At 43.4% G+C, this 17,571-nt stretch carries 17 protein-coding genes; 4 read left to right on the top strand and 13 right to left on the bottom strand.

Translation table 11 applies throughout. The annotated features are described in order from the left end of the window. The 3 genes from pntA to AB4167_RS00325 form a co-directional block, all read right to left on the bottom strand. Entirely contained in the window at positions 1–1,548 is a 1,548-nt protein-coding gene (pntA, locus tag AB4167_RS00335) for a Re/Si-specific NAD(P)(+) transhydrogenase subunit alpha (RefSeq protein WP_372135955.1), read from the bottom strand. A gap of 300 nt (positions 1,549–1,848) precedes the next feature. Then, complete coding sequence (locus tag AB4167_RS00330) at positions 1,849–2,130, bottom strand: HlyU family transcriptional regulator (protein WP_372135954.1); 282 nt, start codon at positions 2,128–2,130, stop codon at positions 1,849–1,851. Positions 2,131–2,170: 40 nt separating this feature from the next. After that, complete coding sequence (locus tag AB4167_RS00325; protein ID WP_017060104.1) at positions 2,171–2,539, bottom strand: late competence development ComFB family protein; 369 nt, start codon at positions 2,537–2,539, stop codon at positions 2,171–2,173. 476 nt (positions 2,540–3,015) lie between these two features. On the opposite strand from AB4167_RS00325, the gene AB4167_RS00320 reads away from it, so the two are divergent. Continuing rightward, the gene (locus AB4167_RS00320; RefSeq protein ID WP_032546996.1) at positions 3,016–4,257 is read left to right on the top strand and encodes a GGDEF domain-containing protein; all 1,242 of its coding nucleotides are present in this window, start codon (positions 3,016–3,018) and stop codon (positions 4,255–4,257) included. 144 nt (positions 4,258–4,401) lie between these two features. Here the strand turns inward: AB4167_RS00320 and AB4167_RS00315 are convergent, their stop codons facing one another. Together AB4167_RS00315 and AB4167_RS00310 are read right to left on the bottom strand one after the other, a co-directional pair. Continuing rightward, complete coding sequence (locus AB4167_RS00315; protein ID WP_029235232.1) at positions 4,402–5,412, bottom strand: Solitary outer membrane autotransporter beta-barrel domain; 1,011 nt, start codon at positions 5,410–5,412, stop codon at positions 4,402–4,404. Positions 5,413–5,490: 78 nt separating this feature from the next. Then, a complete protein-coding gene (locus tag AB4167_RS00310; RefSeq protein WP_017060107.1) occupies positions 5,491–6,441 on the bottom strand; it encodes a diguanylate cyclase in 951 nt (316 codons plus the stop codon). 152 nt (positions 6,442–6,593) lie between these two features. Between AB4167_RS00310 and AB4167_RS00305 the strand changes: the two genes are divergently transcribed. Further along, positions 6,594–7,031 (top strand): DUF3069 domain-containing protein, encoded by a 438-nt coding sequence (locus AB4167_RS00305; RefSeq protein ID WP_017060108.1) that lies wholly within the window; start codon positions 6,594–6,596, stop codon positions 7,029–7,031. A 311-nt stretch (positions 7,032–7,342) separates the two neighbouring features. On the opposite strand, the gene modC is transcribed toward AB4167_RS00305, so the two are convergent. From modC to AB4167_RS00285, 4 genes are read right to left on the bottom strand one after another with little or no spacing between them, the layout of a single operon-like run. Continuing rightward, positions 7,343–8,449: a molybdenum ABC transporter ATP-binding protein ModC gene (gene modC / locus AB4167_RS00300; protein ID WP_017067812.1), complete on the bottom strand. Its 1,107-nt coding sequence runs from the start codon at positions 8,447–8,449 to the stop codon at positions 7,343–7,345. Continuing rightward, positions 8,446–9,144, bottom strand: coding sequence for a molybdate ABC transporter permease subunit (modB, locus tag AB4167_RS00295; RefSeq protein WP_017060110.1), 699 nt, complete (start codon positions 9,142–9,144; stop codon positions 8,446–8,448). Before modB ends, modC begins: the two co-directional genes overlap by 4 nt. Beyond that, positions 9,145–9,903: a molybdate ABC transporter substrate-binding protein gene (gene modA, locus AB4167_RS00290; protein WP_017060111.1), complete on the bottom strand. Its 759-nt coding sequence runs from the start codon at positions 9,901–9,903 to the stop codon at positions 9,145–9,147. It lies immediately after the preceding gene. 56 nt (positions 9,904–9,959) lie between these two features. Continuing rightward, the gene (locus AB4167_RS00285) at positions 9,960–11,426 is read right to left on the bottom strand and encodes a cobyric acid synthase (protein ID WP_017069093.1); all 1,467 of its coding nucleotides are present in this window, start codon (positions 11,424–11,426) and stop codon (positions 9,960–9,962) included. Between the two features lie 286 nt (positions 11,427–11,712). On the opposite strand from AB4167_RS00285, the gene AB4167_RS00280 reads away from it, so the two are divergent. Next, entirely contained in the window at positions 11,713–12,105 is a 393-nt protein-coding gene (locus AB4167_RS00280; protein WP_017064574.1) for a YgiW/YdeI family stress tolerance OB fold protein, read from the top strand. Between the two features lie 97 nt (positions 12,106–12,202). After that, positions 12,203–12,727, top strand: a complete 525-nt coding sequence (locus AB4167_RS00275) for a hypothetical protein (RefSeq protein ID WP_372135953.1) — start codon at positions 12,203–12,205, stop codon at positions 12,725–12,727. 137 nt (positions 12,728–12,864) lie between these two features. Here the strand turns inward: AB4167_RS00275 and AB4167_RS00270 are convergent, their stop codons facing one another. The 4 genes from AB4167_RS00270 to AB4167_RS00255 form a co-directional block, all read right to left on the bottom strand. Then, positions 12,865–14,472, bottom strand: coding sequence for an ABC-F family ATPase (locus tag AB4167_RS00270; RefSeq protein WP_080582218.1), 1,608 nt, complete (start codon positions 14,470–14,472; stop codon positions 12,865–12,867). A gap of 324 nt (positions 14,473–14,796) precedes the next feature. Then, complete coding sequence (locus AB4167_RS00265; RefSeq protein ID WP_372135952.1) at positions 14,797–15,483, bottom strand: RimK/LysX family protein; 687 nt, start codon at positions 15,481–15,483, stop codon at positions 14,797–14,799. A gap of 11 nt (positions 15,484–15,494) precedes the next feature. Continuing rightward, positions 15,495–16,679 carry an amino acid aminotransferase gene (locus AB4167_RS00260; protein WP_017060118.1) on the bottom strand — a complete coding sequence of 395 codons (1,185 nt, stop codon included), beginning with the start codon at positions 16,677–16,679 and terminating at the stop codon, positions 15,495–15,497. A 211-nt stretch (positions 16,680–16,890) separates the two neighbouring features. Continuing rightward, a partial coding sequence (locus tag AB4167_RS00255) for an AraC family transcriptional regulator (protein WP_372135951.1) occupies positions 16,891–17,571 on the bottom strand: 681 nt, incomplete at its 5' end.

The following is a 17,571-nucleotide window of genomic DNA, read 5'->3' as shown; positions in this document are numbered from 1 at the left end:
TTAGTCTTTACGGAACATTTCAAGCATACGTTTGGTCACGGTAAAGCCACCAAAGATATTGATACTTGCAATTAATACGGCAATAAATGATAAGAACGTGACGACGCCACTTCCTTGTCCGATCTGTAACAGTGCACCTACTACAATGATGCCTGAAATCGCGTTAGTCACGGACATCAAAGGCGTATGCAGAGAATGGCTTACATTCCAAACTACGTAATAACCCACCACACAAGCGAGAACAAAAACGGTAAAGTGAGATAAGAACGCAGCTGGAGCAACCGAAGCTACCCAAGCGAATGCACCAACAGCTACCGCCATACCCGCCACTTTCTTAATTGGAGAAACAGGTTCTTCAACTTTAGGCTCTGGTTTGGCCGCTTTTGGCTTAGCTTGTTGTGGTTGAGCTGAAACTTGAATTGGTGGAGCTGGCCAAGTGACCTCGCCCTCTTTAACCACAGTAACACCACGCAGAACAACATCTTCAAAGTCGATATTGATGTTGCCATCTTTCTCTTTGCAAAGCAGTTTCAAAAGGTTAACTAGGTTCGTTGCATACAGTTGAGATGATTGAGTCGGCAGTCGACCAACCATATCAGTGTAACCAACCACCTTCACGCCATTAGCCGTTGTAATGACTTGATCCGCAACCGTGTATTCACAGTTACCGCCATTGGCCGCCGCAAGGTCTACAATCACACTACCTGCACTCATGCTGTCTACCATCTCTTTGGTAATCAGCTTCGGAGCCGGGCGACCTGGAATCAGCGCCGTAGTAATGATGATATCAACGTCTTTTGCTTGAGCTGCATAAAGCTCTTCCGCTTTCTTATTGAATGCTTCAGACATCTCTTTTGCGTAGCCGTCACCAGCACTGGTGTCTTCCTTGAAATCCACTTCCAAGAATTCAGCGCCCATCGACTCAACTTGTTCTTTAACTTCAGGACGAACATCGAATGAACGAACGATCGCACCTAAGCTACCCGCAGCGCCGATTGCCGCTAGTCCAGCAACACCAGCACCTGCAACCAGTACTTTTGCTGGTGGAACTTTACCCGCAGCCGTAATCTGGCCCGTGAAGAATCGACCAAACTCATGCGCCGCTTCAACAACAGCACGATAACCCGCGATGTTTGCCATAGAACTCAATGCATCTAACGCCTGAGCTCTTGAAATTCGTGGTACAGAATCCATCGCCATCACGTTGATGCTACGACTGGACAATTGTTCCATTAACTCTGGATTTTGAGCAGGCCAAATAAAGCTGACCAATGTTGCGCCATCTTTAAGAAGATCGATTTCATTTTTAGACTCGTCAACGATCGGAGCGTTAACTTTAAAGATAATATCGGATTTCCAAGCTTCATCTGCGGTGACAACTTTTGCTCCAGCTTGTTCATAAGCTGCATCTTCAAAACTTGCTAACGCACCTGCTTGTGATTCAACACAAACTTCAAATCCTAATTTTAGAAGCTGTTCTACCGATTTCGGCGAAGCAGCGACTCGCGTTTCACCTGCGAGCGTTTCTCTTGGTACACCAATTTGCATAGCTATTCCTTGACTATTGGCACGAATGACTTATTCGTTTGTATCTAACGACAACTAATACTTCAAGCGTTTTGTTCAAAGAACAGGAAAAGTTATTACTTATAACGATTTGGATGGAATTTGAGCGCTTCATTCGGATAAATGACGACCGTCTCGAACCAAGAGGTCAAACCACTTGCAAATAATCCTTTTAATAACAACTCACTAGCTGTTCTTTATCCCTAAAACTAAAAAGAGCTTTCAGCATATACACTGAAAGCTCTCTAAATTATGACCAACATCAATTCTAACCCTAATTGGTTAGCTAAATATATTGTCGCCCATTTGGTCGATGAACATCTGCGATTTTTTGAGCATCAATTCATCGGCATCTTGTTTGTTTGAAACAATATCTGAACGAATAAAACGGTGAGTTTTGATTTCACCATCGAATTCTTTCTCGATTCGCCCAGCAACACGGTATTGACCAGATTCTGCAATGGCATCTTGATAGATATTGAAACCCTTATATTCGACTGGCTCAATCTCTACTTTTTGTTCGGTTTTTTCTTTGCCACCAAATAATCTAGAAAAGAATCCCACGTTTTTTTACTCCTTAAATGACCGTATTCACCCTAAACTATCATGACTGTTTACGGTTCAACAACGGCTTTTCATACCATTGCAATTCTACGTCATCGTCAAAATTGTGTTGACTAAATATAACAGGCACATTGTCGTCACGTTCACGTCTTCGATCGTCAATAATCATACTTTCTGCATTTTTGACCGCGATCTCACTATTGCGTTTATAGAGCACCAATTTGTCTTCTGGCAATGCTGACAGAAAATCGATATCAAAACGAATATAGATAGGTTTTAGCTGGCCCAAAGCCAAGCACGCGAGATCGGCCAACTGTTCGTTGGTATAACTAGACACATATTCCTCGGTAGCCAATACATGACCGACCAGAGTTTCCATATAGTTATGTACATCAACACTAATTTGCATACCACACCTCCATTTGTAGCGGTTTTTCTAGTCGCAGTCGTTTCTAAAGTCACTTGAAACCATGCAATTCCTAATAGCTTTCTATAACTCAGTTATAGGTTTTACTGTCCATAGTTGAAACTTAGGCATTATTTAATCTTACTCTGACTTCATTACAGATCTTCGTCGCTTAATGAAAAGGTCACTCAATGATAACTGATCATCAAGCCCTTTAAGTGCCAGCGCCAACGTAAGAGCAGCAGAGCAGATTTTGTTAAGTATCTATAACGACTAATTAATTTCTCATATATACTGTGTAGTTCGTTCTAAGGTTAATAGCAACTCAAAATACATATAAAAATGATTGCACCAATAGCGACCTATGACTATGTTTTTGCTCTAATTTAGGCAAAAAGCTTGGCAATCGCTTGTTTAACCGTATCCTACGCATAGTATTAAATAATAAGATCATCAATATAGTTAGGCTCACCACATAAATGGCATCATCTTTTGTAACGTCGAGCATGTTTCGATTTTGCTTCCCTTTAGTCCTGTTAACAATTTTGCTCGTTGGTATGGACAACGTCATTCTCGTGACGGACTCAAATTTAGGGTTTGCTAGCAACCTCCCTTACATTTTATTGAGCGTTGCGGTTCTGCTATGCCATACGTTCAGACAAGGTCGAATGGCGATGGTATCGGTGACCATGCTTGTCGCTTATCTGATCATCCAAGTTCGCTTACAAACGCCTCTCAATACTGGCACAACGCTATTAGAGCTCTCGTTACTTGCGGCATTAGTACCTGTCACTTGCTTACTTGTTTATGCCTTCCCTGATAACGGCGTAAACTCAAAGTCGATGCTGCTCTACGCCATCGTTCTTGTTCTGTTTATGGTGTGGGCACAATTGATCGTCTCTCACTTCCATGCCGGCGGTTTTGAATCATGGAGTGATGGTCTTCTATTTATTGTCAGAGACTTCTCCAAACTGCCTTTTGTTTTAGTGCTGTATAGCCTTTGCTTGCTTGGCCTTACTGCCATTCTCGTGTTGGTGTATAACCGCTCTATCGATGTTGTGGTTTATAGCGCTATCCTGCTTTCTTCTTGTACGTTCATCTTCTTCGATATTCAGTACATCTCGAGCACCATGTTCTCGCTGTCAGGCACACTGATCATCGTCTATGTGATGTCTGCTAGTCATGATATGGCCTTTAACGACCAACTGACTAACATTCCCGGTCGACACGCCTTAGAAGTCGATATGAAGCACTTGGGGCGTAAGTATTCGATGGCGATGGTCGATATTGATCACTTTAAACAATTCAACGATACCTACGGACATGACATTGGCGACGATGTGTTAAAACTGGTGGCACGCATTCTGAGGGAAACTACAGGCGGCGCTAAAGCTTATCGCTATGGTGGAGAAGAGTTCACGATTATCTTCAAAGGAAAACATTCGGAACAAGTTAAAGAGCACCTTCAAGCTCTGATTTCCGAGGTTCAAAACTACGACATGACGATTCGTAATAGTCATGAACGCCCCGACGATCATGAAGTGGGTATGAAAAAGCGTGGCAAGAAAGGCAAACCATCGGAAGTGGTGAATGTGACGGTGAGTATTGGATTGTCTGATAGTACAACCACCAGACATCCTGAAGAGGTGTTGAAGCTTGCTGACCAAGCGCTGTATAAAGCGAAAGAAACCGGTCGAAACAAACTGTGTATTGACCGTTAACAATAGTTGATAGCGAAAGATATTGAGTGCTAGAGATCTAAATAGCTTAAGCCATTAATAGCGATCTGCTTCAATAACTATCACTTCCAAGTTCAACGAGCCTCATTGATTTGAGGCCGTATGGGCTTAACTGGAAAAAAGAGCTTAATCTTGGTTGAAGAATATAACCAAGCTGCCACCTTTTAAGCTACTTCCGTAGTTAATCGTAAAACCTATTCCCACGTTATCGACCCACTCATTAAACAGGTTTGGGTTAAGCAACCAACCAACACTGCCCTCGTAGTAAGATGTGGTGCCCATAGATGCCACGGTGTCACCACCAATATCAATTCGTCTTATACTCGAGTACATCGAAGTGATGTTCTTATCCCAACGCACGAGATCATAGAAAACCTTGGCTTCATTGGCGATATACCACCCTTCAGGATGACCGACATTGCCATTATTCGCCTCGCCCCAGCCGATGCCATTAAAGTAATGCCAACTGGTGCTCAATTTATACTTTCCCCAGTCATTCTTATCTTCGTACATCAGCTTGATTTTAGGCTCGATGATGTAAGCCCAAGCATCAGTATTGAGATATACGCCATCCAGTTGGTCTTGAATAGGCTTTAGCAACGAAGCGCGATATTCATAATCATTGCGGTAGTAAGAGATGTGGTTACCGATTGCAGAGCTGAAGCTCCAATATTCGTCTAGCTGGGACACATTCGCGAATTCGACGTAGCCAGACACTACCGACTCTTTTTGAAAATCGTTTCTGTTTGCTGCCGCGTACTCGACATCGTTCTCGATTCGCAATGCAGACAAGCGTAGCGTCACCTCTTGATGGTTGTCTTCGATGTAACTTGGTAATTCAAATGTGTAAGGCAAACTCAGGGAGGTGATGTTTTGGCGACGACTTACCGAATCATTCGAACCGATGTCTTCATTGTCCAAACTAAACACTTTATTGGGGTCAAAGTTATTGATACCAAAAGTGAAAACATCGGTGTCGTTGAGCAATACACTGGTGGCAAAGCTCTGCTCTAGATCCTTTCGAAAAAGATCAGATAGCGTATTGGCATTAACAGTGGTCGCCAAAGCGGTAAAAAATAGAGGAACCGCAAGCGTCCAAGATGTGTTAGTCATAGAAAATGACTTCGAATGTGGCATTTCTTTTATCACTTAAAGCACTTCCTAGCTCAAACGCTATTAGAAGTATAAATTCAAATATCGAAAAGAGCTCGCCAACTAACGCGCAAGCTCCAAAATGTTACGTTGTACAAAGGTATTTCTACCACTTTGCTTCGCTTGATAAAGCGCTTGATCGACCTTTTCGTAAATAGACGCAATAGATTCGCCACCTTCTGGCACAAATGACAACACACCTTGTGACGCTGTCACTCTATCCGATACCGTTGAGTGTTCATGAGCGTAGTTCATCTCATGCAATGCCTCTTTAACTCGAGTCGCGTGTACCTTAGCGCCTTCACTGTCTGTATCGCTAAGAATCAGAACAAACTCTTCACCGCCATAACGACCTACAAATTCTCCCGCACGAACAAACAGCTGTTTCAAGGTATTAGCAAGCCCTTGTAAGCACTTATCCCCTTGAATATGACCATAATTATCGTTGTAAGGCTTAAAGAAGTCTACATCTAGAAGTATGACTGTCATGGATATATTACGTCTTCCGTGCCACGCTATGCTCTCTTCAAGCTTAGTATCCATATATCGACGGTTATACAATTTGGTCAGGCCATCTTCGTTGGCTTGTTGCTGCAGAAGGATGTTCAGTTCTTCGAGTTTGGCTGTGCTTTGTTTTAGCTCTCGTCTCATGTGCGCGATACGTTGCATCGCAATCAGCTTAGAATTCAAAACAACCTTGTTTACTGGCTTGATCAGGTAATCATCGCCACCAGCGTCAATCGCTTTTGCGATCATCTCAGGTTCTTCGTGACCACTAAGAAAGATGATGGGAACCCATTCTGGGAATCGGCTTCGAACCTCATTCGCCACTTCAAAACCATCCATATCAGGCATGCTGATATCAAGTAACACGAGTTCAGGATCAAAATCAGAATAAACACTCAGGGCTTCTTTTCCGCTACCGACAGCTTCTACAATATGACCCAGTTGCTTGAGTCGGATAGCAAGTTGCATCCTGTCTAGTTGAACGTCATCAACCAGCAATATGCGCATTGAAGATCCCTTTTCTATCATCACATCACCTTTATCTAGTGTTGAATATTCAAAGTAGCTCAAATTTGGGCTTAAATCATGCCCTAATCTCTATATTATATTGACTTTTTTACAGATCTTTTTAGCATTGTTTCTTTTTAAAGAGAAATACTATGTCAGACGCTACAAACAACGAACAACAAGAAATCGATTTAACCACCATCTCACCAGAACTTCGTCAAGTTATCGAATTTGATGGCGTACCAAAAGAGATGCACTTTATGGTTACTTCTATTCACGAAGTGTCTGAAGAAGCAGTACGCGAAGCTTGGGATAGTCTTCCAGCAAGCGCACAAAATGTTTTAGACAACTTCGAGCAGTTCCACGCTCTAATCTCAGTTAGCCAAGCTTTCGCTGGTGTTAACGTGATGGAAGAGTTCCCTACTCTTAAACTTCCAGAAGACATGTCTGACGAAGAAAAAGAAGAGTACCGTGCTCAACTGCTAGACCAAGTTCTACACAACTGTGTAAAAGACATGGTTAAACAAATCAAGAAAGCTCGTCGTGATGCAATCTTGAAGCGTGATTTCAAAGAAGTTTTTACTAAGTAAGTCGCTAGTCGCCTAAACTAGGCTAAGCGCTAACAGTACTACTTAGAATTAAGCCGCATGTTTCTTTAAACACGCGGCTTTTTTATATCCGCTATTTTCTGTTCGTCGATCGTTACGTCTGTATGTTCTTGTTGCTAATGTTCATATGATTCGACAAATCATATGCTCTAACACTCATATAGTGTGGCGCAAAACTGGCAGTTATACCGTATAAAAATGACGCATGTATCCAATCATGGAATCAAGACCGAATTTTCAGAACCTATAACAGGCAGTATCGCGACAATATCGAAAAGCAAACCTTCTCAGGTTTAATGCGTTACCGCGATATCTCTTTGAGCGACACTCACACCTTTAATTTGAGCGTAAACACGCTGCCCGATTTCTAGATTCAACTCATCCAGCGCCCACAAAGTAATGGTTGCCCATAGATAGCACCCAGACTCTAACTCTAGCTCGACCGCGACACTCTGCTTATTTGTGCCTTGTTGGTGCGTCTCTACGCTTTTAATGGTGACAGGAAGGATGTTACGTATAGAAGTCCCTTTCGGCCGTTCTAGCGTGATAGAGACATCATTTGCCCTAACTTGCAGCCTCACTGTCGTACCAAGCTCACTCGATACTTTCTGAACCCATAACGACGTCGACTTTCCTAGCATCAGGCGAGACAGCGCATAATCGTCATTGTGTTCCGCTAATGTCGCTTCAAACAACGAGCTTTGCTCTGAGAAAGATTGCCAAGGTTGCATGGCTCTCGATGCCCACACCTCTTCCGTCACACCCGACGAAATCACTTTGCCTTGGTCAATAATCACAAGGTGATTTGCCAAGCGTAAAATTTCATTGAGGCTATGAGTGACATAGATGATCGGTATTTGGACGGTTTCGGATAAGTTTTCCAGAAATGGCATCACTTCGCGCTTACGAGGCAAGTCGAGAGACGCTAAAGGCTCATCCATCAACAAAATGCTCGGCTTTGATAACAAAGCGCGGCCAATCGCCACACGTTGCTTCTCACCGCCAGACAAACGAGCTGGGTATCGGTCAAGCAATGAACCCAAAGACAACAGCGAGACTATTTGCTCAAAGTGCGCTTGATCGACGCTTTTCATACCGTATTTAAGGTTCGCTGCCACCTTCATATGTGGAAACAATCGCGACTCTTGGAACACATAACCGACGTTGCGTTTGTGAGTCGGCAAATTAATGCCATTTTCACTATCGAACAGTGTGGTTCCAGATACGCTGATCAGACCTTTATCGGGCTGTTTAAGGCCACTGATTGCATTGATAAGTGAGGTTTTACCCGCGCCAGAACGACCAAAAATTGCCGTAATGCCGCTACTTGGTAATTCCAAGTCGATATCAAAGAACGTTTCACCAAGTTGTTGTTGATATTGGAGGATCAAAGCACTCATGCATTGCCTCCCAAGCGTTGTGCTGACTTTTTGTTGAGCCACTCAGATAGCATCAATGAACCCAGCGCTATCACAATAGAAATGACACACAAACGCGCGGCTTCCATTTCAGCGCCAGGGGTTTCAATAAAGGTATACATAGCCAAAGGAATGGTTTGAGTTTCACCGGGAATATTTGAAACGAAGCTGATGGTCGCGCCAAACTCCCCTAGGCTTCTTGCGAATGAAAGCATGGTGCCGGTAATGACCCCTGGGATCATCAAGGGTAAAGTGATCGTGAAAAACACACGAAGAGGTGAAGCGCCTAATGTAGCAGCCGCCTCTTCAAGCTTACTGTCTACGGTTTCTAGGCTCAATCTAATAGAGCGAACCATCAGCGGCAACGCCACAACCACACAAGCGAGTGCCGCGCCCTTCCAGCTAAAGCTGAATACAATACCAAACACGTCATTGAGCCACGAACCTATGATACCTTGCCTGCCCATCATCACTAGCAGTAAATAGCCAATAACCACAGGTGGAAGTACCAAAGGTAAATGGACAATACTCTCAACAATGCTCTTACCTACAAATTGTTTCTTAGCAAGTAGCCATGCTAAGCCAATACCGATAGGGATAAGCCATAAGATTGCAAACCCAGCGACTTTTAAGCTCAGCATTAAGGCTTGGTATTCGTATTCCGATAAATACATCATTTAACGCACTTCAAATCCAAAACTGTTCAAGGTGTCTTTCGCTTTTTCGCTCTTTAGGAAAGTATAGAACTCTTCTGCTACAACTTTATCACTCAACTTCGCTACAGGGTAACGTATTGGTGTGTGCAGATCTGATGGGAAGGTCGACACTAGGTTTACTTCTTTAGAAAGCAACGCATCCGTTTTGTAGACAATGCCAAGCTTAGCTTCACTACGCTCGACTAAGGCTAAGGCCATACGAACATTGTTACTTGGTGCCAATCGAGTTTTCACATCGTCCCATACACCTAACGTTTCTAACGCTTCTTTTGCATAGATACCAGCAGGAACCGACATGGTATTACCCACTGCAAGCCTTTCATTAGTAAGCAGTTTAGCCCATTGTTCACCTTTTGATAGGTCTAACGTTACCGATGTCTCTTTAGGAGCAATCAGCACCAGTTCGTTTTCACATAGGTTTGTGACATTGTCACTATAAACCAATTTACGATCGACTAAATGCGTCATCCATTTCTCATTTGCCGAGATAAAAATGTCTGCTGGTGCTCCTCTTTCGATTTGTCGCACCAAAGACGACGTACTCGCGTACACAGGAATCACATCGACAGAATGGTCTTTCTCAAACTCTTCAACCAACAGATTAACCGCATTGGTCATCGACGATGCAGCGTAAACTCGTAGCTTTTCCGCAGCAAAAAGATGACTAGAACTCAATGCCGAAGTTAAAGCCATGGTTAAAAGGAAGACTCGCTTTTTCATTGTTATCACTTATCTATTGTTCGTTTAAGTTCTTTAGCTAACTTCTAAATGGCGGCTTAAGCTGTTAACTCTGGCCAAAGCAGATCAAGATTTAAGTACTCTTCGATGGCATCAGCGATTCGATTAATACCCAGCTCTTTAAGCTGTTCGTGGTCAATCGCGGTCACATCGTTGGCTCCTGCCCATTCGCAAATAAGCGACAACGCATCACTGTTGTCGAATACGCCATGCAAGTAAGTACCAAAAATCGAGTTATCTTGATTCACAGCGCCATCTAGGCTGCCAGATTCTAACTGAACCGGTAAGGCTGTTTCTTTGACATCAGTCCTACCTACGTGGATTTCATACCCTTTTACTTGTGCTGTTTTGCCATCCAGCGTCATGGTGCCGCGTACGTTGGTTAAGGTTTTCTGCTGTGTAAGGGTCGTTTCAGTATCCAGATACCCTAACCCTTCGCTGCTGCCGGGTTCCCCTTCAACGCCATCAGGATCGTGGATGATGTTACCTAACATTTGGTAGCCACCGCAGATACCCATCACTTTGCCGCCTAAGCGCAGGTGGCGTTGAATATCTTTATCCCAGCCTTGTTCTTTTAGGTAATCCAAATCTGCTCTTACCGACTTTGTACCCGGCAAGATAATTAAATCAGCATTGTTTACACGTTCGCCTTTACCGACATAACGTAAATCAATCGAAGGATTCAATCTTAACGCGTCAAAGTCTGTATGGTTGCTGATTCGGGTTAGCACTGGCACCGCCACCTTAAGCTTAGCTTCTCCGTAAGACTCTTGAGCAGAGGTAATGGCATCTTCCGCTTCTAAGTTAAAACCATGCAGATATGGCAAAACACCAATGACTGGCTTGCCGGTTTTTTCCTCTAGCCAATCTAGGCCAGATTGAAGCAGTGCGATATCGCCTCTAAAACGATTTATCACAAAGCCTTTTACACGAGCTTGTTCAGATTCAGACAATAGAGCTAATGTCCCGTAGAGATGCGCAAAAACGCCACCACGGTCAATATCAGCAACGATGATCACAGGGATGTCCGCTTTCTCAGCAAATCCCATGTTAGCGATATCATTTTCACGAAGATTGATTTCGGCTGGGCTCCCCGCACCTTCAATCATCACGCTTTCATATTCTTCAGAAAGTCGGTCAAACGAATCGATAACTGTATCCATCGCCACTTTCTTGTAATCATGATAACCCGTCGCTTCCATGTTGCTCAGCGCTCGGCCTTGCAAAATCACTTGCGCGCCGGTATCTGAGTTGGGCTTTAGCAATACAGGGTTCATGTGAACGGTTGGCTCTATATTGCAAGCTTGCGCCTGAACCGCTTGAGCGCGACCAATTTCGCCACCATCTTTTGTCACAGCACTGTTCAACGCCATGTTTTGTGGCTTAAAAGGTGCCACTTTGATTCCTTTCCTTGCCAAAACACGGCATAAACCTGCCACCAAAACACTTTTTCCGGCATCTGACGTTGTCCCTTGAACCATAAGGGCACTTAATGGTGCTCGCATTTGTACTTAAATCCTTAATTTCTTAATTTCTTAATTTTCAATTTATAGCAGTGGGCAATATTTCTCTGCGACCATCTTAACGTCATTGCCGAGTAGATGCTCAATAAAATGAATGGAAAATGAATGTGTTACTCACTCTGGATTCAACCCCAGTGTTGTTTAATAGCTCCATCGAAACGAAGCTTGTGAACGATAACAGGCGATTCAACAAAAAACGTACTAACGAAAAGAAACGTTTCAAATTCAGAAAAACGTTTCTACTAAAAACAACATTAAGGGATTCACCATGAAAAAAACCGTATTAGCTATCGCATCTACTATTATCCTTGCTCCTACTTTCGCAATGGCTAGTGACCACAACAGCAATAATAATGTCAACAGCAAGCACGAAAGCGCTATTGCTTATACTGGCCCGATTGAAACCGTTTCTGTTGCGACACTACTTGCCGACACAAGCATGTTCGCAGAGCAAGAAGCAATTGTGGATGGCAAGATTGTTCGTCAACTAAAGAATGACACGTTTGTCTTCTCTGATGGCCAGAGTGAAATTCAAATCGAACTTGATGATGATATCCGCCTAGCACAACCACTGACCGCTGATACAAAAGTTCGTATCTTCGGTGAATATGAAGGTGGTAAGACACCTGAAATCGAAGTGGACCACATCCAGGTTCTATAAGCGATTAATATAAAAATACCGACTTCAAATAATTGGCCTGCATATTGCATGCTTTTTGTATTATACTGCCGCAAAATACAATTTATATGGAGTCACCATGCTAGGTTGCACGAATAAGACTGTCCTTTTAGGACTCGCTGCACTGTGTTCATTCTCTGCGTCTGCAAACAACTTTAACTACAACACATTCGAGCTGCGCATGGGTACTAGCCCAAGTACTTTCGGTGGTGAAGTCACAACAATGTTCACTCAGAACTCTCATTTTGTTGCTCGTATCGATTCAGAATTTGAAAGTGATTGGGATGCAGCGGTAGGTATGGGATTCAACGGCCCAATCAGTCAATTTGCTGACGTTACTGGCCAAATGTTACTGCACAACATTGAACAGAATGACGATAACCACATCAAAACAGAAATTAACCTTGGCTTGAGAGCTTGGTTAATGGCAAACGTTGAAGTTAACGCACGCCTTGGTCAACTGATCGACAACGATGACACTCGTTCAATTTTGGGTATCGGTGCTCGTTTCCATTCAACTGATCAACTGTCTGTTGGTCTTGATATGCGCAATAACGGCACATATGGCCACCAAATCTTAATGTCGGCTCGATTCGGATTCTAATCTAGATTTCAATTACTGAGTAATAAATAGCTAAACGTATTACATAGAAAAGCCCCGAACATATTAATGTTCGGGGCTTTTTTGTTTGTTAGTTTCGCTGGCTTTTAGTCGTTCACGACCTGAGCCAGCGACTTGCTTTATAAGCTAACCATCAGCATCTTTTTCTGGTGATCTAAGTACTCTTCATAAGTACCTTGGAAGCTCACTAGCTGTTGATCTTTTACATCGATGATGTGTGTTGCTAATGAAGAAACGAACTCTCGGTCATGGCTTACGAAGATAAGCGTGCCAGTGTAAACCTTCAACGCGTCGTTCAGGGCTTGGATTGCTTCCATGTCCATGTGGTTGGTTGGTTCGTCCATTACAAGCACGTTGATGTCTTGCATCATTAGCTTGCCGAATAACAGACGGTTCTTCTCACCACCAGAACAGTTACGCGCTTTTTTGTTCGCATCGTCAGCAGTAAACAATAGGCGACCTAGAATGCCACGTACCATAAGGTCATCGTGCTTCACTGTGCGCCATTGTGAGATCCAATCGAAGATGCTCAGGTCGTTATCAAAGTCAGACGTACTATCTTGTGGGCAGTAGCCTACAGATGCGTTTTCAGACCATTTTACGATACCTTCGTTTTGCTCTAGCTCTTGAACTAGGCAACGTAGCAGCGTGGTTTTACCTACACCGTTCTCACCGATAACCGCAAGACGAGTACCCGCTTCAAGCAGCAAGTTACCACCGGCAAACAATGTTTCGCCATCGAAGCCGTGACCAAGGTCTTGAAGTTCAAGCGCTTGACGGTGTAGTTTCTTACCTTCGCCAAAATCAATAGATGGGCTCATACGGCTCGATGATTTCACTTCATCAAGCGTGATCTTATCCATTTTCTTGGCACGAGAGCTTGCTTGTTTTGCTTTAGATGCGTTAGCACCAAAACGGTTTACGAAATCTTGAAGCTCGCTGATTTCAGCCGCTTTCTTAGCGTTGCTTGCTAAAAGCTGTTCACGAATCAAGCCAGATGCTTCTAGGAAGTACTCGTAGTTACCAGGGTAGACACGTAGCTCACCGTAGTCGATGTCTGCCATGTGTGTACACACAGAGTTCAGGAAGTGTCTATCGTGCGAAATGATGATCATTGTACACTTACGCTGGTTTAGCTCTTCAGCAAGCCAGTTGATCGTGTGAATGTCCAAGTTGTTGGTTGGTTCATCAAGAAGCAGGATATCTGGGTTTGCAAACAGAGCTTGTGCCAATAGCACACGCAGTTTCCAACCTGGAGCTACTTGCTGCATCAAGCCGAAATGGAACTCTTCTTCAATACCCGCTTGAATTAGGATGTCGCCAGCACGGCTTTCTGCTGTGTAGCCATCCATTTCCGCGAATTCACTTTCAAGTTCTGCGACTTTCATGCCGTCGTCTTCGCTCATTTCTGGCAAAGAGTAAATGCGGTCACGTTCTTGTTTTACTTCCCAAAGTTTTCTGTCGCCCATGATCACAACGTCGATAACGCTGTACTGTTCGAAAGCGAACTGATCTTGGCTTAGCACACCCAGCTTTTCTCCTGGAGTGATAGAAACGTTGCCCGAGCTTGGCGTTAATGCGCCACTTAGGATTTTCATGAACGTTGATTTGCCGCAACCATTAGCGCCGATCAAACCATAACGGTTGCCGTTACCAAATTTAGCAGAGATGTTTTCAAACAGCGGCTCTGCGCCAAATTGCATTGTGATGTTCGCGGTAGATATCAAAGAACTAATTCCTAAGCGTGTACTGACAGATAATTATTAGGCTATTTCAAGAACCTAAATAAGAAGTACGAAAGTATGGATTAAACAAAAATCGAAGCGCGGATTATATAGAGATCTCGATCACGTTGTCGAGGCTAAACAGTAAACGAATAGTAAACATAGACCATTTAGATGCTTTTCATACGTTATGGGGTGTAAATAAAAAAATCCCCACCAGCAGAACTGGTAGGGATTTCATTTATCAACACTAAAAGTCTTTTAAGCTCGTCACCTTTGAAACTATAGCTCTTCAAAACGAAAAGCTTTGATGACGAGCAGAACTTGTTATTTAGTAATTTTCTTCTGAACGTATTTTTTGCTCACGTCGACAACCGCAACATCTCTAAAGAAGCTTCTACCCAACAGAAGTGGGAAAGAAAGATGCGTTCGGTCGGCTAGCGTAAATTCAGTTTTGTCTTTTAGATCGCCAATTTGAATCGAAGCTACAACCACAGCGCGTCGTTGTGTGCCTTCTGCGCTTGATTGCTTGATCTTAACCCAGCGTTCTACTGGTAAGCTGATCTCTTCAGTTGTAATTCCGTCGTGTTCAATCTTGAACTTAACCCAGTCTTTGCCGTCACGTTCAAAATCAACAATATCAACTGCACTGATTGAAGAGGTTGTTGCACCGGTATCGACACGTGCTTTAAACGCTTCTTTTAAACCAGGAACAAACACCCACTCTTCTTCACCAAGAATCAGTTTGCCGTCACTTGTTTTTCTAACCTTCTCTACTGGTTTTTCAACAGGTGCAGGTTTTACTTCCGGCTCAGTTGGTTTTACTTCTTCAGGCTTCTCAGTAGGTTCCGTTACTTTCTCGCCTTCTGTTGCGTCAGTTTTTGAAGAGTCATCCACAACAGGTTGTTCGATTTGAGGCTTTTGCTCTGGCTCAACAGGAGCTTGAGCTGTAGCCGAACAAGCAAACAGGCCACCACTTAGCATTAAAACTACAATCGCTTTCCAATTATACATTCAGTCACCTTCTATTTTGAAACGTTTGCTATCGCTTTTGCTACATAAGGAATATGAGATTCGGAAAGGCCTGCGATATTGATGCGTCCATCACCAACACCATAGACTCCATATTCTTCACGTAATTGATTCATTTGAGTTTCTTTAAAGCCTAGTACACTAAACATGCCTTTATGGCTTTCAATGAAGTCAAATTGTGACGTGTTATAAGTATTTCGCAATTCATCACATAAACTTTGGCGCAGATTTAACAAACGTTGCTGCATTTCACTCAATTCTTGCTTCCAAATCGAGGTTAGCTCTTGATTCTGAAGAATTGTTTTAACCAAAGCTGCACCATGATCTGGCGGCATTGTGTAAGTTGAACGAGCAAGCGTTAGAAGCTTACCTTTAGCATTGCCAACGTGTTCGCTGTTTTTGCCAATCACGATAGCGGCACCCGTTCTTTCACGGTATAAACCGAAGTTCTTCGAGCAAGATGTCGTAATCAACATCTCTTCGACGTTGTTAGCCATGTGTTGAAGACCTTTTGCGTCTTCTTCTAAGCCATCACCAAAGCCTTGGTAAGCAATATCAACGAACGGCAAGAAGCCATTTTTCTGCGATAGTTTGGTAATTTCCTGCCACGCCTCAAAGTCGATATCCGCACCCGTTGGGTTATGACAGCAACCGTGCAGTAGTACCACATCTGATGGACCCGCTTTTGAAAGGTCATCCAACATTCTTGCAGTATCAACTTGCTTCGTTTCAGGACTGAAGTAATTGTAATATCGAACTTTTAAGCCTGCCGCTTCCATCACCGGTTTGTGGTTAACGTAGCTTGGGTTTGAAATCCAAACCGTGGTGTCTGGTTGAGAAACTTTCATTAAGTCACCCAACATGCGAAGTGCACCACTTGCACCCGGTGTTTGAATCGCAGCAACGCGATCCATTGCAGAAGTCCCTTTAAGCAGCAGATCAACCATGCTCTGGTTGAACTCTTCACAGCCTGCTAGGCCAACGTAAGCTTTGGTTTTCTGCGTTTCAACAACGATATCTTGAGCCATAGAAACGGCTTTCATGATCGGAGTTTCGCCTTGATCGTTTTTGTAAACGCCAATGCCTAAGTCGACTTTATCAGTACGAGTATCGCCGCGGTAAGCAACAGAAAGAGATAGAATTGGATCTAAAGTTGGTTTTGGTAGATGTGAAAACATGAAAGTCACAACCCTTTGAAATTCAAGTAATGAGTTTCACGTTAACATTATCGTAGACAAATCAGAAACATTTTTTAATAGAAGCGCTTAGTTAGAATAAGTAAACAGAGATTGGTCATTTTACGTCACAAAACAGCGTAAATTTCGAACACTTTTAGTGCTTTATCAAAAGAGCAGTAGCTTGTTTAAGAAGTACCTTGTTGATTCTCAGCTAAATGCCTTGTTTGAATTGCCTTGGTGTCATTCCTGACCAAGCCTTAAACCGAGTGCTAAAGTTAGCGGCATTGGGATATCCAACTATCTCGCCAATGTGTTGAATCGACCAATCACTCGACCTGAGCAGCCTTGCAGCGTATTCCATTCTCATACGCATAATATGAGTCATCGGGCTATGAGAGTAATAACGTTGGCACAAACGATGGAAGTGCGGCTCTGAACAAGGAAATAGGTTTGCTAGCTCATGCACATTCCACTCTTTATGAAGCTGCTTTTGAACACTGTCGAACACACGTCTCAAGCGAATCAAATTTCGAGACTGTTGCTGCGGGACTGGTGCATTAATCATGAACTCTATTTGGGCTACGCTGTGAATGGCAATCGCTCCGCCTAAATCAATGGGCAAGGCAATACTTCTCAGCAAGGTATGAATACAAGACGAGACGACTTCGGCTGCAGGAGAGAGCGTATAACTCACTTCATCATTGACGACATTATCCCAATGCTTATCAGGCGATAGAAAGATCCACGCTATCTGCCATGTTTCTTCTTCAATCCCAAAGCCATTCTCAACGCCTGCAGGCACAGTAATGCACGACCCCGGCTCTAGAATATAGCGACACGCCCCACTTTCTAACCACCCTTTGCCCCTAACCGTATATGGAATCCACGTATT

It is taken from the genome of Vibrio sp. 10N.286.49.E11 (assembly GCF_041469505.1).
Lineage (GTDB): Bacteria > Pseudomonadota > Gammaproteobacteria > Enterobacterales > Vibrionaceae > Vibrio > Vibrio crassostreae_C.
The sequence above is the reverse complement of the archived record's forward strand: the minus strand, read 5'-3'. Positions and strand labels throughout refer to the sequence as shown.

Bases quoted from the DNA above. Each gene is read 5' to 3' on its own strand.
- pntA (WP_372135955.1), bottom strand. From the start codon at position 1,548: ATGCAAATTGGTGTACCAAGAGAAACGCTCGCAGGTGAAACGCGAGTC.
- AB4167_RS00325 (WP_017060104.1), bottom strand. From the start codon at position 2,539: ATGCAAATTAGTGTTGATGTACATAACTATATGGAAACTCTGGTCGGT.
- AB4167_RS00320 (WP_032546996.1), top strand. From the start codon at position 3,016: ATGGCATCATCTTTTGTAACGTCGAGCATGTTTCGATTTTGCTTCCCT.
- AB4167_RS00315 (WP_029235232.1), bottom strand. From the start codon at position 5,412: ATGCCACATTCGAAGTCATTTTCTATGACTAACACATCTTGGACGCTT.
- AB4167_RS00310 (WP_017060107.1), bottom strand. From the start codon at position 6,441: ATGCGCATATTGCTGGTTGATGACGTTCAACTAGACAGGATGCAACTT.
- AB4167_RS00305 (WP_017060108.1), top strand. From the start codon at position 6,594: ATGTCAGACGCTACAAACAACGAACAACAAGAAATCGATTTAACCACC.
- modC (WP_017067812.1), bottom strand. From the start codon at position 8,449: ATGAGTGCTTTGATCCTCCAATATCAACAACAACTTGGTGAAACGTTC.
- modB (WP_017060110.1), bottom strand. From the start codon at position 9,144: ATGATGTATTTATCGGAATACGAATACCAAGCCTTAATGCTGAGCTTA.
- modA (WP_017060111.1), bottom strand. From the start codon at position 9,903: ATGAAAAAGCGAGTCTTCCTTTTAACCATGGCTTTAACTTCGGCATTG.
- AB4167_RS00285 (WP_017069093.1), bottom strand. From the start codon at position 11,426: ATGCGAGCACCATTAAGTGCCCTTATGGTTCAAGGGACAACGTCAGAT.
- AB4167_RS00280 (WP_017064574.1), top strand. From the start codon at position 11,713: ATGAAAAAAACCGTATTAGCTATCGCATCTACTATTATCCTTGCTCCT.
- AB4167_RS00275 (WP_372135953.1), top strand. From the start codon at position 12,203: ATGCTAGGTTGCACGAATAAGACTGTCCTTTTAGGACTCGCTGCACTG.
- AB4167_RS00265 (WP_372135952.1), bottom strand. From the start codon at position 15,483: ATGTATAATTGGAAAGCGATTGTAGTTTTAATGCTAAGTGGTGGCCTG.
- AB4167_RS00260 (WP_017060118.1), bottom strand. From the start codon at position 16,679: ATGTTTTCACATCTACCAAAACCAACTTTAGATCCAATTCTATCTCTT.